This is a genomic window from Amycolatopsis sp. NBC_01307, from assembly GCF_035975215.1.
Taxonomy (GTDB): Bacteria; Actinomycetota; Actinomycetes; order Mycobacteriales; family Pseudonocardiaceae; genus Amycolatopsis.
In genome coordinates, this window is record NZ_CP108403.1 from 5,033,246 (window position 1) to 5,056,419 (window position 23,174).

31 protein-coding genes are annotated in these 23,174 nt (G+C 71.6%); 17 read left to right on the forward strand and 14 right to left on the reverse strand.

Annotation, left to right across the window (positions count from 1 at the left end):
* Window positions 1-611 precede the first annotated feature (611 nt).
* Window positions 612-1,157, forward strand: a complete 546-nt coding sequence (locus OG439_RS20935) for a DUF4232 domain-containing protein (protein WP_326951047.1) — start codon at window positions 612-614, stop codon at window positions 1,155-1,157.
* A gap of 120 nt (window positions 1,158-1,277) precedes the next feature.
* On the opposite strand, the gene OG439_RS20940 is transcribed toward OG439_RS20935, so the two are convergent.
* The 3 genes from OG439_RS20940 to OG439_RS20950 all read right to left on the reverse strand — a co-directional run bounded on the left by OG439_RS20940 (window position 1,278) and on the right by OG439_RS20950 (window position 3,762).
* A complete protein-coding gene (locus tag OG439_RS20940; RefSeq protein WP_326951048.1) occupies window positions 1,278-1,730 on the reverse strand; it encodes a hypothetical protein in 453 nt (150 codons plus the stop codon).
* Between the two features lie 86 nt (window positions 1,731-1,816).
* Entirely contained in the window at window positions 1,817-3,076 is a 1,260-nt protein-coding gene (locus OG439_RS20945) for a sensor histidine kinase (protein ID WP_326951049.1), read from the reverse strand.
* Complete coding sequence (locus OG439_RS20950) at window positions 3,073-3,762, reverse strand: response regulator transcription factor (RefSeq protein WP_326951050.1); 690 nt, start codon at window positions 3,760-3,762, stop codon at window positions 3,073-3,075. The genes OG439_RS20945 and OG439_RS20950 overlap by 4 nt, the downstream gene beginning before the upstream one ends.
* A 102-nt stretch (window positions 3,763-3,864) precedes the next feature.
* Between OG439_RS20950 and OG439_RS20955 the strand changes: the two genes are divergently transcribed.
* Both OG439_RS20955 and OG439_RS20960 read left to right on the forward strand, forming a co-directional pair.
* On the forward strand, window positions 3,865-4,347 hold the full coding sequence (locus tag OG439_RS20955) for a hypothetical protein (RefSeq protein WP_326951051.1): 483 nt from the start codon (window positions 3,865-3,867) through the stop codon (window positions 4,345-4,347).
* Between the two features lie 120 nt (window positions 4,348-4,467).
* Window positions 4,468-4,647 carry a hypothetical protein gene (locus OG439_RS20960; RefSeq protein ID WP_326951052.1) on the forward strand — a complete coding sequence of 60 codons (180 nt, stop codon included), beginning with the start codon at window positions 4,468-4,470 and terminating at the stop codon, window positions 4,645-4,647.
* Here the strand turns inward: OG439_RS20960 and OG439_RS20965 are convergent.
* Window positions 4,644-5,642 (reverse strand): aldo/keto reductase, encoded by a 999-nt coding sequence (locus OG439_RS20965; RefSeq protein WP_326951053.1) that lies wholly within the window; start codon window positions 5,640-5,642, stop codon window positions 4,644-4,646. The genes OG439_RS20960 and OG439_RS20965 overlap by 4 nt on opposite strands.
* Before the next feature lie 189 nt (window positions 5,643-5,831).
* On the opposite strand from OG439_RS20965, the gene OG439_RS20970 reads away from it, so the two are divergent.
* From OG439_RS20970 to OG439_RS20980, 3 genes are read left to right on the forward strand one after another with little or no spacing between them, the layout of a single operon-like run.
* Window positions 5,832-6,362, forward strand: coding sequence for a YbaB/EbfC family nucleoid-associated protein (locus OG439_RS20970; RefSeq protein ID WP_326951054.1), 531 nt, complete (start codon window positions 5,832-5,834; stop codon window positions 6,360-6,362).
* The gene (locus tag OG439_RS20975) at window positions 6,359-6,673 is read left to right on the forward strand and encodes a hypothetical protein (RefSeq protein ID WP_247053731.1); all 315 of its coding nucleotides are present in this window, start codon (window positions 6,359-6,361) and stop codon (window positions 6,671-6,673) included. Before OG439_RS20970 ends, OG439_RS20975 begins: the two co-directional genes overlap by 4 nt.
* A complete protein-coding gene (locus OG439_RS20980) occupies window positions 6,673-8,409 on the forward strand; it encodes a WXG100 family type VII secretion target (RefSeq protein ID WP_326951055.1) in 1,737 nt (578 codons plus the stop codon). The genes OG439_RS20975 and OG439_RS20980 overlap by 1 nt, the downstream gene beginning before the upstream one ends.
* 31 nt (window positions 8,410-8,440) lie before the next feature.
* Here the strand turns inward: OG439_RS20980 and OG439_RS20985 are convergent, their stop codons facing one another.
* Both OG439_RS20985 and OG439_RS20990 read right to left on the reverse strand, forming a co-directional pair.
* Entirely contained in the window at window positions 8,441-8,614 is a 174-nt protein-coding gene (locus tag OG439_RS20985; protein ID WP_326951056.1) for a helix-turn-helix domain-containing protein, read from the reverse strand.
* A 181-nt stretch (window positions 8,615-8,795) separates the two neighbouring features.
* Window positions 8,796-9,665 carry an SDR family NAD(P)-dependent oxidoreductase gene (locus OG439_RS20990; protein ID WP_326951057.1) on the reverse strand — a complete coding sequence of 290 codons (870 nt, stop codon included), beginning with the start codon at window positions 9,663-9,665 and terminating at the stop codon, window positions 8,796-8,798.
* Window positions 9,666-9,704: 39 nt separating this feature from the next.
* Between OG439_RS20990 and OG439_RS20995 the strand changes: the two genes are divergently transcribed.
* Complete coding sequence (locus OG439_RS20995; RefSeq protein WP_326951058.1) at window positions 9,705-10,331, forward strand: TetR/AcrR family transcriptional regulator; 627 nt, start codon at window positions 9,705-9,707, stop codon at window positions 10,329-10,331.
* A 66-nt stretch (window positions 10,332-10,397) separates the two neighbouring features.
* Complete coding sequence (locus OG439_RS21000) at window positions 10,398-11,231, forward strand: alpha/beta fold hydrolase (protein WP_326951059.1); 834 nt, start codon at window positions 10,398-10,400, stop codon at window positions 11,229-11,231.
* On the opposite strand, the gene OG439_RS21005 is transcribed toward OG439_RS21000, so the two are convergent.
* Together OG439_RS21005 and OG439_RS21010 are read right to left on the reverse strand one after the other, a co-directional pair.
* The gene (locus OG439_RS21005) at window positions 11,218-11,586 is read right to left on the reverse strand and encodes a DUF742 domain-containing protein (RefSeq protein ID WP_247053754.1); all 369 of its coding nucleotides are present in this window, start codon (window positions 11,584-11,586) and stop codon (window positions 11,218-11,220) included. The genes OG439_RS21000 and OG439_RS21005 overlap by 14 nt on opposite strands.
* A gap of 102 nt (window positions 11,587-11,688) precedes the next feature.
* On the reverse strand, window positions 11,689-12,711 hold the full coding sequence (locus OG439_RS21010) for a LacI family DNA-binding transcriptional regulator (RefSeq protein WP_326951060.1): 1,023 nt from the start codon (window positions 12,709-12,711) through the stop codon (window positions 11,689-11,691).
* Between the two features lie 129 nt (window positions 12,712-12,840).
* Here OG439_RS21010 and OG439_RS21015 point away from each other — a divergent pair, with 129 nt between their 5' ends.
* Window positions 12,841-14,127: an ABC transporter substrate-binding protein gene (locus OG439_RS21015; protein WP_247053758.1), complete on the forward strand. Its 1,287-nt coding sequence runs from the start codon at window positions 12,841-12,843 to the stop codon at window positions 14,125-14,127.
* Between the two features lie 58 nt (window positions 14,128-14,185).
* Here the strand turns inward: OG439_RS21015 and OG439_RS21020 are convergent, their stop codons facing one another.
* A complete protein-coding gene (locus OG439_RS21020; RefSeq protein WP_326951061.1) occupies window positions 14,186-14,578 on the reverse strand; it encodes a VOC family protein in 393 nt (130 codons plus the stop codon).
* A gap of 77 nt (window positions 14,579-14,655) precedes the next feature.
* Between OG439_RS21020 and OG439_RS21025 the strand changes: the two genes are divergently transcribed.
* The 3 genes from OG439_RS21025 (at window position 14,656) to OG439_RS21035 (ending at window position 16,984) form a co-directional block, all read left to right on the forward strand.
* Window positions 14,656-16,017 carry an NAD-dependent succinate-semialdehyde dehydrogenase gene (locus OG439_RS21025; RefSeq protein ID WP_326951062.1) on the forward strand — a complete coding sequence of 454 codons (1,362 nt, stop codon included), beginning with the start codon at window positions 14,656-14,658 and terminating at the stop codon, window positions 16,015-16,017.
* An 83-nt stretch (window positions 16,018-16,100) separates the two neighbouring features.
* Window positions 16,101-16,541: a hypothetical protein gene (locus OG439_RS21030; RefSeq protein ID WP_326951063.1), complete on the forward strand. Its 441-nt coding sequence runs from the start codon at window positions 16,101-16,103 to the stop codon at window positions 16,539-16,541.
* 11 nt (window positions 16,542-16,552) lie between these two features.
* Window positions 16,553-16,984: a hypothetical protein gene (locus OG439_RS21035; RefSeq protein ID WP_326951064.1), complete on the forward strand. Its 432-nt coding sequence runs from the start codon at window positions 16,553-16,555 to the stop codon at window positions 16,982-16,984.
* On the opposite strand, the gene OG439_RS21040 is transcribed toward OG439_RS21035, so the two are convergent.
* The gene (locus tag OG439_RS21040) at window positions 16,939-17,376 is read right to left on the reverse strand and encodes a L,D-transpeptidase (RefSeq protein ID WP_371827543.1); all 438 of its coding nucleotides are present in this window, start codon (window positions 17,374-17,376) and stop codon (window positions 16,939-16,941) included. The genes OG439_RS21035 and OG439_RS21040 overlap by 46 nt on opposite strands.
* A gap of 87 nt (window positions 17,377-17,463) precedes the next feature.
* A complete protein-coding gene (locus tag OG439_RS21045) occupies window positions 17,464-18,384 on the reverse strand; it encodes a hypothetical protein (protein ID WP_326951065.1) in 921 nt (306 codons plus the stop codon).
* 170 nt (window positions 18,385-18,554) lie between these two features.
* Here OG439_RS21045 and OG439_RS21050 point away from each other — a divergent pair, with 170 nt between their 5' ends.
* A complete protein-coding gene (locus tag OG439_RS21050) occupies window positions 18,555-18,785 on the forward strand; it encodes a three-helix bundle dimerization domain-containing protein (protein WP_326951066.1) in 231 nt (76 codons plus the stop codon).
* Between the two features lie 50 nt (window positions 18,786-18,835).
* The gene (locus OG439_RS21055) at window positions 18,836-19,150 is read left to right on the forward strand and encodes a hypothetical protein (protein WP_326951067.1); all 315 of its coding nucleotides are present in this window, start codon (window positions 18,836-18,838) and stop codon (window positions 19,148-19,150) included.
* 6 nt (window positions 19,151-19,156) lie between these two features.
* On the opposite strand, the gene OG439_RS21060 is transcribed toward OG439_RS21055, so the two are convergent.
* Window positions 19,157-19,618, reverse strand: a complete 462-nt coding sequence (locus OG439_RS21060; protein ID WP_326951068.1) for a nuclear transport factor 2 family protein — start codon at window positions 19,616-19,618, stop codon at window positions 19,157-19,159.
* A gap of 64 nt (window positions 19,619-19,682) precedes the next feature.
* Between OG439_RS21060 and OG439_RS21065 the strand changes: the two genes are divergently transcribed.
* Window positions 19,683-20,561 (forward strand): LysR family transcriptional regulator, encoded by an 879-nt coding sequence (locus OG439_RS21065; protein WP_326951069.1) that lies wholly within the window; start codon window positions 19,683-19,685, stop codon window positions 20,559-20,561.
* Window positions 20,562-20,720: 159 nt separating this feature from the next.
* On the opposite strand, the gene OG439_RS21070 is transcribed toward OG439_RS21065, so the two are convergent.
* Together OG439_RS21070 and OG439_RS21075 are read right to left on the reverse strand one after the other, a co-directional pair.
* Entirely contained in the window at window positions 20,721-21,104 is a 384-nt protein-coding gene (locus OG439_RS21070; protein WP_326951070.1) for an STAS domain-containing protein, read from the reverse strand.
* Between the two features lie 174 nt (window positions 21,105-21,278).
* Window positions 21,279-21,953 (reverse strand): TetR/AcrR family transcriptional regulator, encoded by a 675-nt coding sequence (locus OG439_RS21075; protein WP_326951071.1) that lies wholly within the window; start codon window positions 21,951-21,953, stop codon window positions 21,279-21,281.
* 115 nt (window positions 21,954-22,068) lie between these two features.
* Between OG439_RS21075 and OG439_RS21080 the strand changes: the two genes are divergently transcribed.
* Window positions 22,069-22,275 (forward strand): 4-oxalocrotonate tautomerase family protein, encoded by a 207-nt coding sequence (locus OG439_RS21080; protein ID WP_326951072.1) that lies wholly within the window; start codon window positions 22,069-22,071, stop codon window positions 22,273-22,275.
* 91 nt (window positions 22,276-22,366) lie between these two features.
* The gene (gene msrA, locus OG439_RS21085; RefSeq protein WP_247053786.1) at window positions 22,367-22,882 is read left to right on the forward strand and encodes a peptide-methionine (S)-S-oxide reductase MsrA; all 516 of its coding nucleotides are present in this window, start codon (window positions 22,367-22,369) and stop codon (window positions 22,880-22,882) included.
* Window positions 22,883-23,174 lie beyond the last annotated feature (292 nt).

A 23,174-nucleotide genomic window follows, 5' to 3' on the forward strand; every position in this document is an offset into this window, starting at 1 on the left:
CGAGGCCGGGGCACTCTCACCAGTGCGACCGACAGGGCCGAGCTACGCCCGCCAGCGCCACCGCGAGGCCGGCGCCGCGCTCACCAGTGCCAACGGCGGGGCCGGGCCACGCCCGAAATGTCACCGATGGGGCTGGACTGCGCCGGCCAGCGCCGCCAACGAGGCCGGGGCCTCGCTCACCAGAGCCACCGGCGGGGCCGGTCCGCGCTCACCAATGCCGCCGACAGGGCCGGACCGCGCCCGGCCAATGCCGCCGACAGGGCCGGGCCACGCCCGCCGAAGCCGGACCGGCTGGTGCCGAGCCGACCCGTGCCGTCGCCGTGGTGCGCGCCATCGCGGCGACCGCCGTGTCTCGCCGGGTGAGGTTCGTGGGTGTGGTCTCGCCGACGCCAGCGTCTCGCTGGGTCCCGCAGGCCGGTGCACGTGAACGGCTAGCGCCGTCGCGCACGGAATCACGTTTAGTCAGACGTTCAAGATCACCCAGGGTTGCTTTTCTGCGGGCAACCCCACTTTGGAGCTAACCCGGACGGGTCGTGGGCATCTTTCTTAGTGAGCGCGGAGTTCGGTGAACCACTCACCGGAACCGCCCGACACCGGAAGGGGTACAGCTCATGACCACTCGTCCGAGCATCCGCCGCACCGTGACCGTTCTCGCCGTGACCGGCGCCGCCGCGTCCGCTGTCGTCGCCGGGGCGGGGGCCGCCTCCGCGATGCCGACAGACTTCAACTGCGCCTCCGGCCAGGTCGACACGACGCTGGTCGCCGGCGACCCCGGCGCTGGCCAGCGCTACGCCTCGCTGGTCTTCACCGCGAAGCCCGGCGAGTCGTGCACCCTCCCGGGCGCGCTCCCGGTCACCCTGACCGGCGCCGACGGCGTCACCGTGACCCCCGACCCGGCCGCCGCGGACGCTCCGGCGGTCACCGTCGCCGACGGCGCGCCCGCGTCGATGCTGCTGCACTGGACCGGCATCGAGGCCCCGGAGAACCAGGTGTCGCCCACGAGCGTCACGGTGACCGCGCCGGCGACGACCACCCCGCGCGGCGACACCTTCGACCCGGCCATCACCCTGCCCTGGAACCAGGGCGCGCTGGACGACTCCGCCGAAGCGCACAACCTGACCGTCGGCCCGGTGACCGCGGGCGCGCCCACGGCCTGACACCACGCGCACGGCTTGACCGCCGACGACGACGCGCCGCGGACCGCGCGGCGCAGTGTCACGAGGGGCACCTTCACGGCTCTTGGCGCCATGAAGGGGCCCCTCACGGCTTTCCCAGGGTCACCGGCGGCCCCCGTGGTCGTCGCCCGCCTCGTGGTGACCACCGTGGTCGTCACCCGGCTCGCCACCCCGGCCACCGTGGTCGTCACCCGGTTCCACACCGTGCCCACCGTGGTCATCACCCGGCTCCACACCCCGGCCGTGGTCATCACCCGGCTCCACAGTGGACCGGCCGCGGTCGTCACCGGGCTCGGTCGTGCGGCCGCCGTGCCGGTCCGCCGACGGGTACGTGCTCGGAACGGACGTCGCGCCCGGCACCGAGGTCGCCGATGACTCCGGCACCGTGGCCGTCGCCGAAACCCCGCTGTGCGTGGGCGTTCCCGACGTCGTCGAGACCGTGGACGGCCGGACACCGTCGTCCGTGCCCGGGTGCGACGACGACGCCAGTGCCGCCGTCGTCCCGCCGATCGTGAGGGCCGCTCCCGCTACCGCGAACACCAGTACCTTGCGCATCGCTGCTCCTTTTTCTTTCTCCGACAACGAAACCGAGCATCCCGCGATCAGTGATAGCAGCGCGCTTCCGGCAGCTTAAAGAACTCCTAAGGACTTCGGAGATCGAGGACGATCCGCGCGCCGTGCGGCGGGACCCGGTGCACGTAGAAATCCCCGCCGGACGAGCGGGCCGTCTGGCGGGCGATGTCCAGCCCCAGCCCGGTCGACCCGGCGCCGCTCCGGCCGCGCAGGGGAACCTCGTCGAACCCCGGACCCTGGTCCTCGACCTCCAGCCGCGCGCCGTCCGGCTTCGGATAGAGGCTGATCGTGTACGTCGTTCCTTCGGGCGTGTGCGCGAAGACGTTGCCCAGCAACGCGTCCAGGCACGCGGCGAGCTCCGTCGCGCCGACCGCGACCGGCAGCGGTCCCGGGTCGAGGTACAAGTGCACCTCGCGGTCCTGGTCCTGGGCCAGCACCGACCAGAACGCCGCCCGCTCGACGACGACCTCCGCCGCATCGCACGAAACCGGCGCCGAATCGCGGTGGCGTGCCTGCTCGATGAGGGCGGTGACCTGGCGCTCCAGGCTCTCCGCGTGGCCGGTGATCCGCTCGGCCTCTTCGGGGTCGCGCAGCGACTCGGCGTCCAGCCGCAGCACGGTCAGCGGAGTCCGCAGGCGGTGCGAAATATCGGCCACGGCCTCCCGTTCCTGCCGGACCAGCTCCCGGATCCGGGCGGCGAGGGAGTTCAAGGCCAAGGTCACCGACCGCACCTCCGCGGGCCCGCCGGAGCGCGCCCGCGCGTCGAGGTCGCCGCCGGCGAGCCGGCGGGACACCTCGGCGAGCTCGTGGACCGGCCGCACGACCGCGCGGGCCAGCCGGTCGGCGACGAACACCCCGAGCGCCAGCAGCAACACCCCCAGCCCCGCCAGCACCAGCCACGCCGACCCCAGCCCGCGGGTCAGCTCCGCCCGGTCGACGTAGGCCCGCACCACCGCCGTCCCCCGCGGCAGCCCCTGGACGGCGACCAGGATCTCCCGCCCGTCCGCGTCCTCGACCGTCAGGCTGCCCTGCACCGCCGCCAACTGGACGCCGGGCGTGCGCGCGGCGGGCGCGCCGAGCACCGTGCCGTCGGGCAGGAACACCGTCACCGGGTGGCCCGCGGTCGTGTTGAGCTGGTCGATCGCCGGTTGCAGCGTGCGCGCGTCGGCCGTCGCCACCAGCGAGGTGAGCGACTGCGCCTTCGCCGTGGCGGCGGTGACCGCGCGGTCGGCGGTGACCGACTGCAGCAGGATCGCCAGCGGCACCAGGAAAGCGACGAGCACAAGGCTCATCGTGACGGCCACCAGCAGCGCGAGCCGTTTCCTCACGCCCCGGCCCCCGGTTCGGCGAGCCGGACGCCGACCCGGCGCACGGTGTGCAGGTACCGCGGCTCCTGCGCGGTTTCGCCGAGCTTGCGCCGCAGCCACGAAAGGTGGACGTCGACGGTCTTGTCCGCGCCCGCGTAGGGCAGTTTCCAGACGTCGGCGAGCAGTTCGCGCTTGCTCACCACCGTTCCGGCCCGGGCGGCGAGGTAGTGCAGCAGGTCGAACTCGCGCGGCGTGAGGTCGAGCGGGACGCCGTCGAGCGACGCCTCCCGCGTCCGCGCGTCGACCGAGATCCCGCCGACGACGACCGGGGCCGTCGTCTCCTCCGGCTCGCTGCGCCGCAGCACCGCGCGGATCCGGGCGTCGAGTTGCGCGCCACCGAAGGGTTTCACGACGTAATCGTCGGCGCCGGCGTCGAGCAGCCGGACGATCTCGTCCTCCGCGCCGCGCGCGGTGACGACGATGATCGGCACCGCGCTGACCGCCCGCACCATGCGCAGCACCTCGCGGCCGTCGAGATCGGGCAGCCCGAGGTCGAGCAGGACGACGTCGGGGCGGTCGGTCACCGCCGCCTGCAGCCCGGTCATCGCGTTCGCGGCGGACGTCACCGTGTGCCCGCGGTCGGTCAACGCGCGGAGCACCGCTGTGCGGATGGTCGGGTCGTCCTCGACGATCAACACCGTGGCCATGCGCAGGACGGTATACCGGCGAGGCCGTGTCGACCGGATCGTGGCGAACCGTAGGACCGCGTTAGGAGTGCCTTAACCCTTCGGGGTGGCACAGTGGACCACATGGGACGACGTGGGGTGCTGATCGCGGTGGGGTGGCTGCTGGCCGCCGGGGCCACGGCCGCGGTCGCCACGTTCGCCCTGGACGTCGTCGGCGCGGGCATCCTCGGCCCGCAGAACCAGCCCCTGTCCCAGGACGACGTCACCCGCGCGCTCGCGGCCGCGCCGGCCACCTCTTCGGCGGTGGTGCCCACGACCACCGCCGCCGCTCCTTCGTCTTCGAGCGCCCCGGCACCGCGTGGCCTGACTGTCCCGGGTGGCAGCCTCGTCGCCGAGTGCGCAAGCGGTCAGGTGACACTGCGGTCGTGGAGCCCGGACCCGGGCTTCCGCACCGACGACGTCTCCCGCGGCCCGGCCGCCTCGGCGTCGATCAAGTTCAAGAACGGCGGCACGGAGAACGTGACGATCGTGACCTGCGTCGGCGCCGAACCCCACGCGGAGTCGGTCGCCGACGACCACCACGGAGGTCACGGCGGCGACGGTTAGCGCGGCAGGCCCGTGTTCAGCTGCCCTCGCGTCGAGCGTTGGCCATTCCGGTCGCCATGGTGGCCGGGTCCCGTCGCCGTGTTGTCCGGGCCCGGCGCCGCGTTGACCGTTCCGCACGCCATGTTGGCCGACCTGGGCGCCATGTTGGCCGGTCCCGGCGCCGCGTTGCCCAGCCCGGGCATCGTGTTGGCCCATACCGCGCGCCGTGTCGGCCATTCCCGTCGCTGTGCGGCCTTCGTGCGTGGCAAGCAACCCGGCCACCACAGCGACGAGAAGCGCGACCGGCCGGACGACGGCTAGCGCGACAGGCCCGCGTTGAGCTGCGCCAGGATGCCGTGCGGGAACGGCAATGGCACCGCACTCACCTCCGTCAGCCGGTCCACCTGGGCGTCGGTCAGGTCGAGGGTCAGCGCACCCAGGCTCTCGGTCAGCTGCTCCGGCGACCGGGCGCCGATCAGGGGTGCCGGCATCGCGGGCCGGCGCGTCACCCAGTGCAGGGCGACCTGCGCCGGGGTCGCGTCCACCTCGGTGGCGATCTCGCGGACGGCGTCGAGGATCGCCCACCGCGGCTCGGGGACGTCGGCGCCTTCGAGGCGGCCGGTACCCTCGCCGTCGCGGGTGTACTTGCCGCTGAGGAAGCCGCCGCCGATCGCGCCCCACGGCTGGATCGCGATGCCGAACTCCTGGGCCAGCGGCACGTATTCGGCCTCGATCGCGCGCTCGATGAGGGAGTAGGCCAGCTGCAGCGCCGTCACCGGCGGACCGCCGAGCATGGCCGCCTTCGTCGCGTACCAGGCCGGGACGTCGCTGAGCCCGGCGGCGCGGATCTTCCCGGCACGCACCAGATCGTCGAACGCGGCCATCACCTCTTCCGCCGGGGTGGAGCCGTCCCAGACGTGCAGCCAGTACAGATCGACGTGGTCGACGCCGAGCCGGCGCAGCGACGCCTCGAGCGAAGCGACCATGTTCTTGCGCCCGTTGCTGCGGTGCCGGGGATCCGACACCGGGCCGCCGCCGGCGAACTTGGGCCCGGAGTACTTGGTGGCGAGCACGATGTCGTCGCGTGCGGTGTCGCGCAGGAACTCGCCGACGAGCACCTCGCTGCGGCCGTCGCCGTAGTTGTCCGCCGTGTCGACGAAGTTCCCGCCGCCGTCGACGTAGGTGCGGAAGATCTTGCGGGCGGTGTCGTCGTCGGCGCAGAAGTCGCCGGTGCCGAAGGTCATCGCGCCCAGGGCGAGCGGCGAGACCCGCAGCCCGGAGCGGCCCAGGGGCCGGTAGTGGTCGAGTTCGGTCATGCCCTCGATCGTGCAACCCGGACCGCCCTCCGGGTCAACCCGACCGGGTGAGGCACAACCGGGCAAGAACGAGGAGAAAAGCAGGCACACCCCCGACTACCAGTGAGTGAACGTCCGGTGTGCGCTAATCTGCCCGAATTCAGGTCGTCGCTGGTAGACGGCCTCCCCGGATGGCGAGGAGTCGAATTCGTGCAACCGAACCTGGGGCCAGGTGAAGACTTCCAACTCCTGCTGGACCGGCAGGTCCGGGACATGCAGGCGAAGGCGGCGGCGCTGAGTGAAGCGCTTTCGTCCGCCGGGGCCACCGTGCGCACCCGCGACGGGGCCGTCACCGTGACCCTCGCCCCCAACGGCGCCCTGACGAACCTCGAGCTCGGCTTCCGGGCCTGCGAGATGGGCCCGGCCCGGCTGACCGCGGCGATCATGGGCGCGGTCCGCGACGCGCAGCGCCAGACCGCCCGCAGCGTCGCCGACTCCTTCGCGACCATCAACGGCGACAGCGAGTCCACCGACATGGTCCGGTCCTTCCTGCCGCCGGACCCACCGCCGGACGGCGACTTCGCGGCGCCGGACAACGCCGAGCCCGAGCGGACCCCGCCGCCGGCCACGACCCCGCCACCACCACCGCGGCCGACCGGCCCACCGCCGGCCGCCGGGCCTGCTCCGCGGCGCCGTCCCTCGGGCGACGACACCTTCGACGACGAATCGAACCCCTGGTGAGCGGCGGCGGTTTCCGGGTCGACTCCGAGCCGCTGGCGAAGTTCGCCCAGCACCTCGACGAACTGGAGAGCAACCTCAAGAGCACCGGGGACCTGGTCGGCGGCATGACCTGCGACCCCGGCATGTTCGGCATCAACCCGGCGTGCCAGCTGATGGCCGCGGGCGCGAGCACGTGGACCGACAAGGCACACCACCAGTTCGGGGACTACGCGAAGACCATCGGCGAGTTCGCGGACAAGGTCACCGAGGCCGCGAAGCGGTACAAGTCCGGTGAACAGGACGCCGTCGACTCGATCGTGAGGTTCGAATAGTGGCCGACGACTACAAGAGCAAGGACGTCAGCCTCCACGGCGGCGAGCTCTTCAACAGTGACAACGCGTCGGCCGGGGCCGGGTTCTTCGAGGCGGCGGTGGGCCTGGACAAGGCCGTCAAGGACAACGACAAGGTCGCGATCGGCATCGGCTCGGCGGGCATGGCGCTGGAGACCATCGGTCTCGTGCTGGACCCGATCGGCAGCCTGCTGACCGCCGGGATCGGCTGGCTCATCGAGCACATCACGATCCTGCGGTGGCCGCTGGACATCCTGATGGGCGACCCGATCGGCATCGCGGCGGCCAGCGAGGCGCTCACGGCCGAGAAGAAGAAGCTGGAACAGTGGTCGCAGGACCACCAGACGGCGATCGAAACGCTGATGAAGGACTGGTCCGGCAAGGCGGCCGACGCGTTCAAGAAGGACATGGACGCGGTCACCGAGCAGCTCGGCTCCCTGGGCTGGTACCTGGACCAGGCCGGCAAGAACATGAAGATCGCCGGCGGCATCGTCGGCGCGTTCCGCGGCATCTTCCGCGACCTGATCGCGATGCTCCTGGCGACGATCATCAAGGGCGCCCTGATCGCGGCGGCGCTGGCCCCGGTGACGTTCGGCGCGTCGATCGCGCTGTTCGTCGGCACGACGATCGGCACGGTGGCCACGGCACTGGGCAAGATCGGCACGAAGCTCATCGAGCTGGCCAAGAAGCTGGGCGACCTGGTGGCATCGCTGGCGAAGATGGGCAAGGCGGGCGACGAGCTGGCCGGGGCGAAGCCCCCGACGAGCAGCCTGACGCCGACACCCACCCCGAAGCCGCCCGCGACGCCGTTGCCGAAGCCGGACGCGACCCCGGAACCGAAGCCGTCCTCGGCCACACCGGACCCCAAGCCCGAGCCGAAACCCGAGCCCAAGCCGGAACCGAAGCCCGAGCCCAAGCCGGAGCCCGCACCGTCGTCCTCGGCGACTCCCGAGCCCAAGCCGTCGTCGGCCACGCCCGAGCCGGAGCCCAAGCCGTCGTCCGCGACTCCTGAGCCGGAACCCAAACCGTCCTCGGCCACACCGGAACCCAAGCCCGAACCCGTACCCGAGCCGAAGCCCGAACCCGCGCCGTCGTCCTCGGCGACCCCGGAGCCGAAGCCGGAACCCAAGCCGGAACCGGAACCCAAGCCGTCCTCGGCCACGCCCCAACCCAAGCCGGAACCGAAACCCGAGCCGAAGCCCGAACCCACGCCCGAGCCGAAGCCGGAGCCCGCGCCGTCGTCCTCGGCGACCCCGGAACCGGCGCCGCCCAAGCCGGAACCCAAGCCCGAGCCCGACCCCAAGCCGACTTCGGCCACTCCGGAACCGAAGCCCGAACCGGCGCCGCCCAAGCCGGAGCCCGCGCCGCCGAAGCCGGACGACGCCGGCAACCCGCCGGCCACTCCGGCGCCGGAGCCCAAGCCGCACAAGCCGTTCACCGACCAGATGACCGACGTCATCAAGGACAAGCTGTCCAAGGTGGACGGTGTGACGCCGGAGATCATGCAGAAGTTCGACAAGATCAGCAACCTCTCCGTGCACGAGCTGGGCAAGCTCTTCAACAGCCCGGCCGCCGCCGAGAAGTTCGAGTCGGCGATCAAGGTCATGACCGACCCGTGGTTCGGCAAGTCGGGCCTGGCCGGCAAGACCGTCGTCGACATGATCAAGGGCGTGCCCGCCAGCATCGGGAACGTCACCGGCGGCGGAGACGACGACTAGTCCCCCACCCGTGACCGGCGCACCCCGCCGGTCACGGGTCGGACAGGATCACCGCTCGCGACGCCAGGTGCAGCGCCAGCCGTTCGTCGAGCCGGGACAGGTCGACGCCCAGCAGCTGCTCGATCCGCGCGATCCGCGCCGCCACCGTGTTGCGGTGCACGCCGAGCACGGTCGCCGTCTCCGCGATCGACGACTCCGCGTCCAAGTAGGACGCCAGCGTCCCCCGGCACCTCGCGCAGGGGCGCGACCAGTGCGCGGGCCGCGGGTTCGAACGTGTCCGTGCGGGTCCATTCGAGCAGCAGCTGGGCCATGCCGAGCTGGTCGACGTGCAGGAAGCGAGCCGGGTCGCGGCCGGACGGGCCGTCAGCGCTGTGCAGGTCGCACGGTCAGCCCAGCGGGTCCAGCCCGGTCAGCGTGACGCTTTCCGCCCACAACCGCGCCGCTGAAGGATCTTCGGTCAGGTTCGCCCAGCGGGGTTCGAGCCGGGGCCGGCCGCGGAGGCCGAACGTCCGCGGGCCCCACAGCTGCCCGCCCGCGACGTCCGGGCCGAGCACCGCGCGGACGGCGGGGCGCGCGCCGGCGTCCTTGCCCTGCAGCAGCGCGCGGGCCGGCAGCCCGCGCAGCCACTGCCCGGCGGTGCGGACGTGCACCGGCGGCCGCGACGGCGTCAGCGAGTCGAGCGCGCCACCCGGGTGCGCGACGACGCTGAGCCGCTTCGAACCCGCGGCCCGCAGCCGCCGGTCGAGCTCCAGCGCGAACAGCATCTGGGCCAGCTTGGACCGCTCGTACGCGCGTTTCGGGTGGTAGTCGCGTTCGCTTTGGAGGTCGGCGAAGTCGAGGCTCGACGACTTGGCCGCGAAGCTGCCGGTGGTGACGATCCGGCCGTCCGGCGCGAGGTTCGGCAGCAGCCGCGCCACGAGGGCGAAGTGGCCGAGGTGGTTGGTGCCGAACATCATTTCGTGGCCGTCGGCCGTCTCGCGCCGCGGCGGCTCGTCGAGCATCACCCCGGCGTTGCAGACGAGGGCGTCGAGCGCGCCGACGGCGTTCACGACCGGTTCGAGCGACGCGAGGTCGGCCAGGTCGAGCCGGACGTGGCGGATCTTCGCGCCCGAGACGTGCGAGCGGATCGAGGCGGCCGCCGCGTCGGCCTTCGCCGCGTCGCGGCTGCCGATGGTCACCTCCGCGCCCGCCGAGGCGAGCTGCTCGGCGGCGAAGTACCCGATGCCGGCATTGCCCCCGGTCACCAGCACGTGCATCGCGAATCCCCTCCGGGGCAGCATGCCAAGCTGTCTCCCGTGGACAACGCTACCGGGGACGAACCGGCCCGGGCGGGCTACCGCCGGTCGGCCGGCTCGCCGCGCGGGGAGGCCCGGCGCCGGGAACTGCTCGACAAGGTGACCGACGACGTCGCCGAGAACGGCCTCGTGGACTTCTCGCTCCGGCGTGCCGCGCGGGCGGCCGGGACGACGCACAAGGTGCTGCTCTACCACTTCGACGGCGCCGAAGACCTGCTCCGCCAGGCGGTCGTCACCCTGCGGGACCGCCGGATCGGCAACGCGCTGGCGGCGATCACCGTCGAGCCGGCCACGCTCAGCGCCCGTGTCCGGGCCGCGTGGCACAGCCTCCGCGACGAGGAGTCGCGGCTGCGGCGGGTGCTCGACCAGGCGATGGGCCTGGCGATGTACGACCCGGGCCGCTACGCCGCCCTCGGCCGGGGCGCGTCGCAGCAGTACCTGCCGGCGCTGGTGTCGTTCTGCCCGTCGCACTGGCCCGACCAGCGGAAACTCGAGGTCGCGGAGATGATCCTGGCGACCCTGCGCGGGTTCCTGGTGGACCTGCTGACCAGCGACGACGGCTCGGGCGCCGAAGCCGGGTTCCAGGCGTTGCTGCGTGCGGTGGAGCGGGAGGAAGCGGCTTCCTGAGTTCCTCGACAGTTTGCGAACCACGTGGTTCACTTCTGCGCAGGGGGACGTCACCGGGAGGCCGTCATGCAGGTCGAACTGTCCGCGGGAACCGTCGAGTACACCGACAGCGGCGGGCCGGGCCCGGTCGTCGTCCTGGTCCACGGCCTGCTGATGGACGGCTCGCTGTGGGACGGCCCGGTCGCGGACCTCGCCGCCGACCACCGGTGCGTCGTCCCGACGTTGCCGCTCGGCGCGCACCGGCACCCGGTGCGCGCGGACGCGGACCTGTCGCTGCCCGGGATCGCCCGCCTGCTGGGCGAATTCCTCGCGCAGCTGGACCTGCGGGACGTCACGCTGGTCGGCGTCGACACCGGCGGCGCGCTGGTCCAGCTGCTGATGGCGGACGGCGTGGCGCGCGTGAGCCGCGTGGTGCTCGGTTCGTGCGAGGCGTTCGACAACTTCCCGCCGGGCCTCACCGGCAAGACGGTCGTGACGTCCGGCAAGCTCTCGCCGCGGTTGTTCGGGCTGTTCATGCAGCAGATGCGCCTGGGCGCGGTGCGGCGGCTGCCGATCGCGTTCGGGTGGCTGACCAAACGCGGCGACGCGACCACGGCGGGCTGGGTCCGGCCGATCCTGACGGACGCGGGAATCCGCCGTGACGCCGTCCGCATGCTGCGCGCCGCGGGCGCCGACCCGGGCTTCCTGCGGGAGCCCACCGAGCGGCTGCCGGCGTTCGACCGGCCGGTGCTCGTCGTCTGGGCGAGCGAGGACCGCGTGATGCCGCCGGAGCACGGGAAACGGCTGGCGGCGTTGCTGCCCAAGGGAAAGCTCGTCGAAGTGGCCGACAGCTACACGCTGCTGCCCTTGGACCAGCCGGCCGAGTTCGCCCGGCTGATCCGGGAGTTCACAACGCGCTGAGGCCCTGGAGGATGCGGTGCATCAGGTCCAGGCTCGGCCGGTTGCCCGCGGTCATCCGGACGGTGTGCACGGCCACCAGGCCGCGATCGGCGAGATCCGACAGCAGGACCCGCGCCACCCCCAGCGGAATCCGGCGCAGCGCCGCGACTTCGGCGACCGACTGGGACGTCCGGAGCAGCGCGCAGATCTCCGACTCCTCCCGCGAGCTCCCCCGCACCACGGCCCGCCCCCGCGGGGTGGTCGAGACCAGTGTCTCGACGGGAAGATCCCGTGTCGGCCGCGTCCGGCCATGGGTGCGGAAGTACGGACGGACCATGCCCGCCCCGCCATCTTCGAGCACGGACCCCCACTGCACAGCCAGCTCCTCACTGCGATTAATCCTTGTCGGCGATTATTTGACCCGCTGATCGCCTCGGCCGCAATCGACCGAACAGAGCAACGCCGGAAAAAGCGCAGGTCAACGAGTCGTCGGCGGGGCGGTACTGCCCCGAAGGACTAGTCTTGTCCGCAAGATCGCCGGAGATGTCAGAATTTTTCCATCGGACAAGCGCGCCAGGATCCGCTCGCCGGCACGCGCACCGAGCTCGGCCACCGGCTGAGCGACGGTGCTCAGGTCGAGCAGCTCGGCCAGGTCGTGGTCGTCGAACCCGAGCACCGAGACGTCGTCCGGCACCCGCAGCCCGGTCCGGCGCAGCGCCCGCAGCGCGCCGAAGGCCATCTCGTCCGACGCGGCGAACACCGCGGTCGGCCGGCGGGGCAGGCCCAGCAGGGCGCCCATCGCCCGTTCCCCGCCGGCGACGGTGAACCCGCCGCCGGTCTCGAACGCGGCGTCCGGCGCACGGCCGTCTTCGCGGCACACCGCGTGGGAGATCTCGCGGTACGCCGCCAGCCGGCGCAGCGGCGTCGTGAACCCGAGCGGCACCGGCGCGTCCTCGCCGATGAACGCGATTTCGCGGTGGCCCAGCTGGACGAGGTGGCGCATCGCGGTCACCGCGGCGCCGTGGTCGTCGATCCCGACGGAGTCCGCGCCGGGCTCTTCGGTACCGATCGTGACGAGCGGGACGTCGAGGCCCAGCAGCAGCTCGCGTTCGATCGCCGAGAGCGGGAGCGACAGCACGAGCACCGCGTCGACGCGCCGGCGCAGCGGGAGGCCGGCGAAGAACCGGGCGCGGCCCGTGTCGTCACCCAGGTTGTAGAGCAGCAAGCTGATCCCGGCCTCGCGCAGCACGCGTTCGACGCCGGCGATGAGGCGCGCGAAGTACCAGCGGTCGACGTAGGGCACGATCACGCCGACCGTGCCGGTGCGGCCGGTGGCCAGGCTCGACGCGGCGGGCGAGACCGCGTAGCCGAGCTCCGCGGCGGCGGCCAGCACCCGCGTCCGCGTGCGCTCGGCGACCCCCGGCACGCCGCGCAAGGCCCGCGAGACGGTCGCCGCCGAGACCCCGGCGAGCCGGGCGACGTCGTCGAGCTTGTCCGGCATTCCCCCACCCCGGGTCTTGCAAGCGCTTGCAGTCCTTCACGGTTGGCGGATTGACACCCACCTCGATCGAGGATAATCATCGCTGCAAGCGCTTGCAATCAGCGTGGGCTGTCCGGCAAGGAGGCCGACATGCGCCAGATCCTTCCCGTCGTGGGCGCCGCGCTCCTGGCGAGCAGCGCGCTCGCCGCGTGCTCCGGGGCCGCGGGACTCACGATCAACCTCTACATCTCGCCGGAGGACCACCTCCAGACGGTGGTCGACAAGTGCACGCAGGAAGCCGGCGGCCGCTACAAGATCGTCTACAACAAGCTGCCGCGCGGCGCGGACGGCCAGCGCGAGCAGATGGTGCGCCGGCTCGCCGCGGGCGACACGTCGCTGGACGTGCTCGGCCTCGACGTCACCTGGGTGCCGGAGTTCGCCGAGGCGGGCTGGGCGCAGGAGTGGACCGGCGCCGACGCCGCGGCCGCCACCCGGGACGTGCTGCCCGGCCCGCTGGCGACGGCCAAGTGGAACGGAAAGCTCTACGGCGCCACGAAGAACACCAACGTGCAGCTGCTCTGGTACGACGACCGGATCACGCCGTCGCCGCCCAGGACGTTCGACCAGCTGATGGACCAGGCCCAGCAGCTGAAGGCGGCCGGGAAGCCGTACCAGGTCGTGTTCACCGGCGCGCAGTACGAAGGCCTGGTCGTCTTCTACAACACGCTGGTGGCGTCGGCGGGCGGGCACATCCTGTCCGACGACGGCAAGTCCGTGGTGATGGACGACGGCGCGGTGAAGGCTCTCGAGCTGCTCAAAAAGCTGACCACCGCGGGGATCACCGACCCGTCGCTGACGAACCAGAAGGAAGACGAGATCCGCCAGGCGTTCCAGCGCGGCCAGGCGGCGACCGAGCTGAACTGGCCGTTCGTGTACGCCTCCTACGCCAAGGAGAAGCCGCAGGAGCTGAGCCACTTCAAGTGGACGCGCTACCCGTCGGTCGTCGCCGGGCAGCCCAGCCGGGTCACCATCGGCGGCTTCAACCTGGCGGTGAGCACGTACTCGCAGCACAAGCCGGAGGCGTTCGAAGCGGCGCTGTGCCTGCGCAACGCGTCGAGCCAGAAGTACCAGGCCCTGGTCGACGGCATCCCGCCGAGCCTGGCGTCGATCTACCGCGACACGGCCCCGCTCGACCCAGCGAAACCGGGTGACCCGAAGGAAAACCCGACGATGGCCGACCAGTACCCGATGAAGGGCGACATCCAGGCGGCGCTGACGGACGCGGCGGTCCGCCCCCTGACCCCGGCGTACCAGAACCTCTCGACGGTGATCTCGAAGGTGCTCTCACCCCCGGCGGAGATCGACGTCCAGGCCACGGCGCAGGAACTGCGCGAGCGCCTGGCGGACGCGCTGGCGTCGCGAGGCATCATCCCGTAAAACCCGGATGGGGCGGGGAACGGTGAGACTTGGCCCCGTTCCCCGCCCTCTACCGCGATCACCAGGCGACGAGGCAGAACGGGTGCCCGGCCGGGTCGGCGAAGACCCGGAACCGCTCACCGCCCTTCAGCGGCGTCGCCCCGAGCGCCAGCACCTGCTCCTGGGCGACGTCGAGGTCCTCGACGCGCACGTCGAAGTGCATCTGCTGCGGCGGATCCCCGTCGGGCCAAGCGGGAGCGCGCGACCCGGGCACCCGCGCGAAGGCGACCCCCGGCCGGTCCAGCGCGTCACCGATGACGACGAAGTCCGCGCCGTCCTGCACGCGAACCATGCCGAGCAGCTCCTGGTAGAAGGCCGCGAGGGCGGCCGGGTCGGGACAGTCGAGGACGAGGCCGTGCCAGGTTCCGATCACGCGGGCCATCATGCCCGCGAGGTCCGACAAAACCGGCACAGCTAGTGTATACAGTATTCAGTAGGCTATACTCGGGCTCGACCGCGTTGCCGTCGAAGCTGGAGGCCGTCGCTCTCATGTACTCAGTCACTGATCCCGCGACGGGTGAGCTGGTCGAAGAGATCCCGAACGCGACCGACGACGAGGTCCGCGCCGCGATCGGCCGGGTGCACGGCGGGTACCGGGCCTGGCGGCGCCGGCCGGTCGCCGAGCGGGCCGCGATCGTGCTGCGGGCCGCGGACCTGTTCGCCGAACGCGCCGACGAGCTGGCCGCGATCATGACCCTCGAAATGGGGAAGCGGATCAACGAAGGCCGCGGGGAGATCGGCATCGTCGTCGACATCTTCCGGTACTACGGCGAGCGCGGCCCGGACCTGCTCGCCGACGAGCCGCTCCCGATCCGCGGCGGCGAGGCCGTGCTCACCAAGGAGCCGATCGGCGCGCTGCTCGGCGTCATGCCGTGGAACTTCCCGTGTTACCAGGTCGCCCGGTTCGTCGCGCCGAACCTGGTGCTGGGCAACACGATCCTGCTCAAGCACGCGTCGATCTGCCCGCGCTCGGCCGCCGCGATCGAGCGGGTGCTGCAGGACGCCGGCGTGCCCGAAGACGCGTACGTGAACGTCTTCGCGTCCAGCCGTCAGGTCCCGTGGATGCTCGCGGACCCGCGCATCCAGGGCGTCTCGCTGACGGGCAGCGAGCAGGCCGGGATCTCCGTCGCGGCCGAGGCCGGGCGGAACCTCAAGAAGTGCGTCCTCGAGCTCGGCGGGTCCGACCCGCTGATCGTGCTGGACACCGACGACCTGGACGAGACGGTGAAGGTCACCGCGACCGCCCGGATGCGCAACTGCGGCCAGTCGTGCAACGCGCCCAAGCGGATGATCGTGCTGGGCGAGCTCTACGACGAGTTCGTCGACCGGCTGGCCAAGCGCGTCGCGGAGTACTACGTCCCGGGCGACCCGGCGAACCCGGCGACGACACTGCCCCCGCTGGCCTCGACAGCGGCGGCGGACGAGGTCGCCGCCCAGGTCCAGACGGCGATCCGCGAAGGCGCGACCCTGCGCGCGGGCGGCCACCGAGTCCCCGGCCCGGGCGCCTATCTGGAGGCCACGGTCCTCACCGACGTGACGCCGGAGATGGCCGCCTACCACGAGGAGATCTTCGGCCCGGTGGTCCTGGTGTTCCGCGCGGAGACGGAAGAAGAAGCGATCGCCCTGGCGAACGACACCCCGTTCGGCCTGGGCGCGAGCGTCTTCGGCACCGACCGCACCCGGGCCACGAGGGTGGCCCGCGGCATCGAGGCGGGCATGGTCTACCTGAACAAGTCGGGCGGCTCGGAGGCGGACCTCCCGTTCGGCGGCATCAAGCGCTCGGGCATCGGCCGGGAGCTGGGACCGCTGGGCATCGAGGAGTTCATGAACAAGAAGCCCATCCGGCTCTGAACGGGTGTCACTAGACCGGGCGGCGCAGCCGGCTCGATCCTCACGGCGGTGTCGATCACCGGCTGATCGACTATCGTTCCCTCATGACGCTGGAGATCGTCGGCGGGCGGCGTGGGGTTTCCGCTGGGGCAGCGGAATCCGCTCGCTGGACGCGGCTGTGCGTGGGCGGCTCGGTCACCTTCGGCCACCTTGTGGGTGACGACTACCGCACGCCCCGGGTGTGGAGCGGGCGGGGGCTCGGGCTGCCGGAGACCGATCTCGGCGGGTTCGCCATTCAGCTGGCCAAGGTGATGAAGCTCGGCGCTTACTGGGTCGCGCGGGCCGAGTGCCCGGATCGACGGGCCGGCGATGCGACGCGCTGGTCTCCTGGGCGCTACGACGACGAAGACGCCTTCGTCTACTTCGCCGGCCCGTGTACGCACGGCGACCGGCTGTCCGGGTACCACCCCGCGGCCGCGTTCACGATCGCGCTTCCCTACGTTCGCGGGCTGCGGATTCGGCTGGCCGGTTACCTGGCCACATGATTCGCGCTGGGGTGATCGCCGCTGTGGTGAGCGGGGTTCCGTCCACCGCTCATGCCTTGCTGACGCGTGGTGACGTCCTCGCCGCGACGCGGGCGGCCGGAACGCTTCTGCCCGGACGGCGCGACCGGCCCGGCGTCGCCGCCGGGCTGGTCGCGCACATCGGGATCTCTTCCCTCTGGACCGTCGTGCTGAGCTTCGCCTTCCGCCGCCACGAACTCGGCGTCACCCGCGGTGCCGTGGCCGGGCTGGTCATCGCGGCGCTCGATCTCGGGATCGTCGCGAGGGCCTACCCGGCGGTGCGCACGCTTCCCCGCGTTCCGCAGGTGCTGGACCACTTGGTCTTCGGCGCCGTCCTCGGTGGACTGCTCCACAGTGGACGATTCCGGGGACGGATAACTCAGGCCACGACCTGGACCACGTCACCCGGGTGCAGCGAGTTGTAGAAGGTCACCGCGTCCGCGTGCGAAAGGTGCACGCAGCCGTGGGACTTCACCTTCAGGCTGCCCTGGTGGAACGCGACCCCGGTGTTCGTGAAGAACACCGAATACGGCATCGGCCCGTTGAACTGCTTGCTGTAGTGGTCGATGTCCTTGTACTGCACGTGGAACGTCCCGAGCGGAGTCGGGTACTTCGCGAGCCCGACCGTGATCGGGACCCCGCCGTGCGTGACGTTCCCGGCGCCGTCCGTCAACCACGCCGTGTTCGTACTGCGTTGAACGCAGGCTTTCGCTTCGGCACTGCACGGCGTTGAAGCCGCCTCCGCCGTCCCGGCGAGCGTCACCACGCCCGCCATGGCGGCGATCCCGCCCAGTACCGCGGTCATCCTCCGGATCATCGTGTGCCTCCCGCTGTCGTTCGGCTACAGGAGGTGAAGTGCCCCGTTTCCCGATCTTCGAATCACCCCGAAGATCATTGGAACGGTTCAGTTCTGCGGCTGGGACAACCCGAGGAACTCGTTCTGCTCGCGGTCGTAGCGCTGGGTCAGCCCGTTTCCGTAGCGGTCCCACCAGTTCGCCGTGTGCCCGCCCTGGTGGGTGGTCGTGCCGCCGTAGATCTGGCGGTCGTACTCGATGCGCGCGTCGTGGAACTGCTGCTGGAAGTCCTGCGCCGAGAGGCCCTGGACGTGCTGGACCGCCGCGTCGCTGATCGTGTTCGAGCTGCGCACGATGTCGTCGCCGCCCATGTGGTTGATGATCGCGCGGACGCCGCCGGCGCCGCGCATGTGAGCGCCGGACATGATCGCGGCCTGCGTGCCGGCGTCGGTGAAGTTGAGCGCACCGGCCGCTCGGGCGTTCGCGCTCATCAGGTCGCTGACGACGGCGCGTTCCTCGGCGCTGCCCTGGCCGTACTGCTCGCGCGCCGCGATGATCTGGTCGTAGCCGTTGTGCATGTTCTGCCGGAAGCCGTAGGCCTCGGGCACGCCGCCCTGCTCCCCCGTGGCGCCCTCGGACGCCATGATCGAGTCGACGACACGCGGGTCGAGCTGCGGTATCGGCGCGGCCGCCGCCGCGGCGCCACCGCCGGCCGCGGCCTGCTGCGTACCGCCGCCGTAGCCCTGGGCGACGTCGGCGTCCACGGCGTTGTAGCCGTTCGCGGCCGTCTGCACGTTCTGGTTGACGTTCCCGATCAGGCTGAGGAACTTCTGCAACGCGCTGCCGAGCTGCGAGTGCAGCGCCGAGTTCGCGGCGGCGACGCCGCTGCCGATCCCGGCGAACGACAGGGCGTTCAGCACGAGCCCTTCGAGGTCCCGCGTGGTCGACAGGAACGACGACCCGACGTCTTCGACCGCCTTGACGACCGTCCCCATCTCCGTCGTCTCGGCGTGGTACGCCCCGGCACTCATGGTCTGCTCCCTCCGGCAAGCGACTTACCGCGTCGAGAATTCACCACCCGGCCGCGACCGCACACGGCCGAATTACCCACTGCCGGACGCGCCCCTGTCGTTCATCTTCAGTTCACCCCGTGGTCGTCTCGCCGGGTACTTCCCCCTCACGCGACGCAGGGAGGCCCTTCATGAGCACACCCACGCTGGACACCATCGCTTCCGAGCAGCTGGACCTGCAGCTGTCGGTGGTCGAGGACCGGCTGGCCCGCGACTACGGCCGGGAGTCCGTCCACGGCCTGGTCGAGCGCGAACGCGCGCGGTTCGGCGACGCCCGCATCCACGTCTTCGTGCCGATCCTCGTCGAGCGGGCGGTCCGCGCGACGCTGGCGGCGCCACCGGCGAAGCACCGGCGGGACTGACCGCTCCGGCGCTAAGGTCGGTGGCAGACCGGCAGTGGCGAGGAGCGACGATGAACGACAAGCCCGTGGACGACCCGAACGTGGTGGACGCCGAGATCGTCGACGAAACCCCGACCGCCGCCCTCGCGGTGCCGTCGCCGGCACCACCACTGCCGGACCCGGACTACAGCGAGGGCGGCGTCCCGAGCTTCGACTTCGTGCGGGACAAGATCGAGGGCCGGTACACGACTTCGCTCGGCGCGGAGGAGGTGGCCGGGCTGGGGACCGAGAACACGACCGAGGCCCTGGACAAGCAGATCGCCGACCGCGACCAGGCGGCCAAGGACAGGCTGGCCGCCATCCGCCGCTCGATGCGCGGCGAGTAGCCCGGCTCAGCCGAAGATCGCGGCGGGATCGCCGGTGTACCAAGCGTTTTCGATGACGACGCGGCGCAGCACCCAGCGGTCGCCGTCCCGGACGAGGTCGGCGTCGTAGCGGTTCTTCAGCAGCGCGTGGACGTCGTGGTCGGGGCTCAGCAGGTGCTGCGCCTCGACCAGCGCGCTCAGGTGCGCGGTGTCGCCGTCGATCGTGACGCGCGGGTTCGTGACCTGGTGGGTCGTGTCGACGCGCCCGGCGAACAGCGCGAGGATCGTGTCGACGATGGCGTCCCGGCCGGTCATCACCGGCGGCGCCGCGCCCCACCGCGCGGCCGCCGGCCGGAAGTCGACCTCGGCGTCGGCGGCGAACGACGACGCGAAGAGCGTCCGGTCCTTCAGGTCCTGGCCGAGGCCGAAGCGGTACAGCGCGTCGATGATCTCGACGCGGTCGTGGAGTTCCTGGAGCGAAGTGGTCACGCGCTCCAGGCTCGTCCTGCTCGCGAGGGTGATCAACGCGCTTCTGTGCCACGATCGTGAAGTGGTGGTTAACGATGCGCCGGAGCGGCGTGAGGTGGAGTCGTTCCTGACGCTCGCCGAGGAGCTGCACTTCGGCCGCACGGCCGAGCGGCTGCACGTGTCGACCGCGCAGGTCAGCCAGACGATCCGGAAGCTCGAACGACACGTCGGCGTGCCGTTGTTCGCGCGGACCAGCCGCCGGGTCGAGCTGACGCCGGCCGGGCGGCGGCTGCTGGCCGACCTCGGGCCCGCGTGGTCGGCGGTCGAGGCGGCGTTCGGGAAGGCGATCGAGGCCGGACGCGGGGTGACGGGCACGCTGCGCGTCGCGTTCGGCGACGCGGCGGGCGGGCAGCTGCTGGCCGGGGTGGCCGAGCTGTTCCGGCGGCGGCAGCCGGGCTGCCGGGTCGAGTTCCGGGAGGTCCGGCCCGCCGAGGTGCTGCCGTGGCTGCGGGACGGCGAGGTCGACGTCGTGCTGGCCGGCCTCCCGCTCGACGGCCCGGGCCTGGTCACCGGCCCGGTGCCGGTGCGGGAGCTGCGCTTCCTCGCGGTGGCCGCGAGCCACCCGTTCGCCCGGCGGGAGTCGGTGCCGGCCGCGGACCTGGCGCGGTTGACGGTGCTGCGCTGCGCGCTGCCGGACCCGTGGCTCGACGAGCACGCGCCGGACGCCGTGACCCGGCCGGCCGCGGGCCTGCAGGAGCTGCTGACGTCGGCGGGCGCGGGCGAGGGCGTCCTGCCGGTGGGCGCCCACATCCGGCGGTACTACCCGCGGCCCGACCTCGCGTACGTCCCGTTCGGCGACGCGCCGCGGCTGGAGTGGGGCCTGGTCTGGCGAGCCGACGCGACGACGGCCCGGGTGCGGGCGTTCACCGACGCGGCGGCGGAGCTGGTGCGCGAGCCGGCCTGACGTGGCGCGGGCCCAGGTCCGTGAATGCCACATTCACGGACGTGATGTCCCTCGATGCGACATTCACGGACTTCGCGACAGCGCGAGCGGCAGCGTGAGCGGCGGCCGAGCGGCAGCGTGAACTGCAGCCGAGCGGGAGCGCGGGGCGCGGACGGGACGTCAGCGTGCGTGGGCGTGCAGCCAGCGCATCTCCACCGGCTGGGACGCCGCGATCGCGGCCAGGCGGTCGGGGTACACCGGGACCCGGCGATCGAGCCCGGACAACCGCACCACCCGGCTGACCGCCGTGCCCGGGGGGACGATCAGGCAGCCGTCGATGCCCCGGTCGCGGCAGAGGTCGAACGCCTCCAGCAGGCCGGCCGCGCCGCGGGCGGACAGGAAGCCCAGCTCCGCGAGGTCGACGACCAGCAGGTGGGGGCCCGGCAGCTCGCAGATCGCGGCCTCGATCACCGTCGTCCAGCGGACGACCGTCGCGATGTCGAGCTCCCCGCGCACTTCGACGACCAGGACGCCGCTGGTGCGTTCCGGGGCGATGTCCGGCATCGCGCCTCCTCCCCAGGCAGGTCCGGAGACCGGCCCCGGGGCCATGGTCGCATCGCCGTGCGCGGCGTTGCCGCGTCAAACCCGGAACGCGGCGAAGACAACCCGGATGGCGCATCACCTGCCGCCAGGCGGCCGGGTGTCCGCTCGAATGTCCAGCCGAGTGTCCATTGTGGATCACTCGGCCAGGCGGTCCAGCCACTCCTGCAGCAGCGTCACTTCGGCCGCGGACAGGGCCGCCGGGGCGTCCTTGCGCAGCTGGGCGCCGAGCAAGGTCGCCGTGGCGGCCACTCCCCCGGCCGGTTCCGCCGGTTCGCCGGCCAGGATGCCCGCGAGCACGCTCTCCCGGACCCGCACCGAAAACCCGGTGTCCGGGTACAGGGCCGGCCGGGTGATCATCGAGAGCGCGACGCCGGCGTTGGCCGCCATCACCATCTGCGCGGCGACCGCCGGCGCCACCGCGAGCCGCCCGGCGGCCGCGCAGCGTTCGAGCACCTCGAGCAGGAGGCCGTGTGCCTCGGCCGCCGCGTTGGGCGGCGTCGAGAGGCCCGAGTACATCAGCCGGTAGTAGTTCGGGTTCCCGACGGCGAACGCGACGTGGTTCTCCCAGCCGTCGCGCAGGTCGCGCACCGGGTCGTCGGACGGCCGCGCGGCCCGCTTGCCGGCGAGGTACTTCTCGAACCCGTGGTCGACGACGGCGGCCATCAGGCCCTCTTTGTCGCCGAACTGCCGGTAGAGCGCCGGCGCGCCGACCCCGGCGGCCTCGCAGACCGCGCGCGTCGAGAAGTCGGCCTCGGCCGACCGCGACAGCAGGTCGGCGGCCGCCTCCAGAATCCGCGTTCGCAAGTCCACGGCAGCGACGCTACCAGCTGGTATCGTCGTTATCAAGCAGACGGTAGCGCCGATCCACTCAAGGTGTTAACGTCGGTTACGTCATCACGTAAGCGACGATAACGAAGGACACGACATGCCGTTCGCCAACTTCAAGGTCCCCGCCGGCACACTCACTCCCGCACAAAAGGAGCAGATCGTCACCCGCACCACCGAGCTCTACGCCGAGATCTACGGCGAGCGCGCCCGGGCGACCACGATGGTGCTGGTCGAGGAGGTCGCCGACGGCGGCTGGGGCATCGGCGGCGACGTGCTCACCCTCGCGAAGCTCCAGGCCGGGTGACGTCAGGCTTCCGTAATCCCCGCGTGGAATCATCGGCTGACCACAGAAGTTGTACCGGTGGTAGCACCGCACGAGGAGAAGGAGTGACGCCGTGACCACGTCAACCGAGAAGGCCATCCTGGCCGGTGGCTGCTTCTGGGGAATGCAGGAGCTGTTCCGCCGGCTGCCCGGGGTGCTGTCGACCCGGGTCGGCTACAGCGGCGGTGAGGTCCAGCACGCCACCTACCGCAATCACGGCACGCACGCCGAGGCCATCGAGGTGGTCTACGACCCCGCGCAGACCACGTTCCGCGACCTGCTCGAGTTCTTTTTCCAGGTGCACGACCCGACCACGAAGAACCGCCAGGGCAACGACATCGGCGTGAGCTACCGCTCGGCGATCTACTTCGAGAACGACGAGCAGAAGCGGGTCGCCGAGGACACGATCGCCGACGTCGACGCGTCCGGGCTGTGGCCCGGCAAGGTCGTCACCGAACTCGCCCCGGTGGGCGATTTCTGGGAGGCCGAGCCGGAGCACCAGGACTACCTCCAGCGCATCCCCAACGGGTACACGTGCCACTTCGTGCGCCCGGGCTGGAAGCTCCCGAAGCGCGCCACGACCGCCTGACACACTCGTACCAAGAAGGGCCCCTTCGCCGTCCGCGGCGAGGGGGCCCTTCTTTTTCCCGCCGCGGCAAAGATCACCCGAACGGCGGTGAGCAACCGGAAGTCCTCAGTGGACGATCACTCGACAGAATCCCAAAGGTGTTAAATGTCGGTTTTGGGAAGTATTGCCATATGTCAATAAGACCGTACGTTAGTCGCTTGTTCACGAGGCCTCAGCACCGGATTCTGATTTCCGTTCCACAGCACCACCTCTCGTTCCCCTGATCTGGGCCCGCCTCGAACCCGGGCCTGGT

Coding starts and splice junctions, on each gene's coding strand:
- OG439_RS21040 (WP_371827543.1), bottom strand. CDS start 17,376: ATGATCCGGAGGATGACCGCGGTACTGGGCGGGATCGCCGCCATGGCG.
- OG439_RS21055 (WP_326951067.1), top strand. CDS start 18,836: ATGAACGACAAGCCCGTGGACGACCCGAACGTGGTGGACGCCGAGATC.
- OG439_RS21050 (WP_326951066.1), top strand. CDS start 18,555: ATGAGCACACCCACGCTGGACACCATCGCTTCCGAGCAGCTGGACCTG.
- OG439_RS21030 (WP_326951063.1), top strand. CDS start 16,101: ATGACGCTGGAGATCGTCGGCGGGCGGCGTGGGGTTTCCGCTGGGGCA.
- OG439_RS21010 (WP_326951060.1), bottom strand. CDS start 12,711: ATGCCGGACAAGCTCGACGACGTCGCCCGGCTCGCCGGGGTCTCGGCG.
- OG439_RS21070 (WP_326951070.1), bottom strand. CDS start 21,104: ATGCCGGACATCGCCCCGGAACGCACCAGCGGCGTCCTGGTCGTCGAA.
- OG439_RS20940 (WP_326951048.1), bottom strand. CDS start 1,730: ATGCGCAAGGTACTGGTGTTCGCGGTAGCGGGAGCGGCCCTCACGATC.
- OG439_RS21080 (WP_326951072.1), top strand. CDS start 22,069: ATGCCGTTCGCCAACTTCAAGGTCCCCGCCGGCACACTCACTCCCGCA.
- OG439_RS21015 (WP_247053758.1), top strand. CDS start 12,841: ATGCGCCAGATCCTTCCCGTCGTGGGCGCCGCGCTCCTGGCGAGCAGC.
- OG439_RS21045 (WP_326951065.1), bottom strand. CDS start 18,384: ATGAGTGCCGGGGCGTACCACGCCGAGACGACGGAGATGGGGACGGTC.
- OG439_RS21000 (WP_326951059.1), top strand. CDS start 10,398: ATGCAGGTCGAACTGTCCGCGGGAACCGTCGAGTACACCGACAGCGGC.
- OG439_RS20950 (WP_326951050.1), bottom strand. CDS start 3,762: ATGGCCACGGTGTTGATCGTCGAGGACGACCCGACCATCCGCACAGCG.
- OG439_RS20955 (WP_326951051.1), top strand. CDS start 3,865: ATGGGACGACGTGGGGTGCTGATCGCGGTGGGGTGGCTGCTGGCCGCC.
- OG439_RS20960 (WP_326951052.1), top strand. CDS start 4,468: ATGTTGGCCGACCTGGGCGCCATGTTGGCCGGTCCCGGCGCCGCGTTG.
- OG439_RS20935 (WP_326951047.1), top strand. CDS start 612: ATGACCACTCGTCCGAGCATCCGCCGCACCGTGACCGTTCTCGCCGTG.
- OG439_RS20965 (WP_326951053.1), bottom strand. CDS start 5,642: ATGACCGAACTCGACCACTACCGGCCCCTGGGCCGCTCCGGGCTGCGG.
- OG439_RS21025 (WP_326951062.1), top strand. CDS start 14,656: ATGTACTCAGTCACTGATCCCGCGACGGGTGAGCTGGTCGAAGAGATC.
- OG439_RS20990 (WP_326951057.1), bottom strand. CDS start 9,665: ATGCACGTGCTGGTGACCGGGGGCAATGCCGGCATCGGGTACTTCGCC.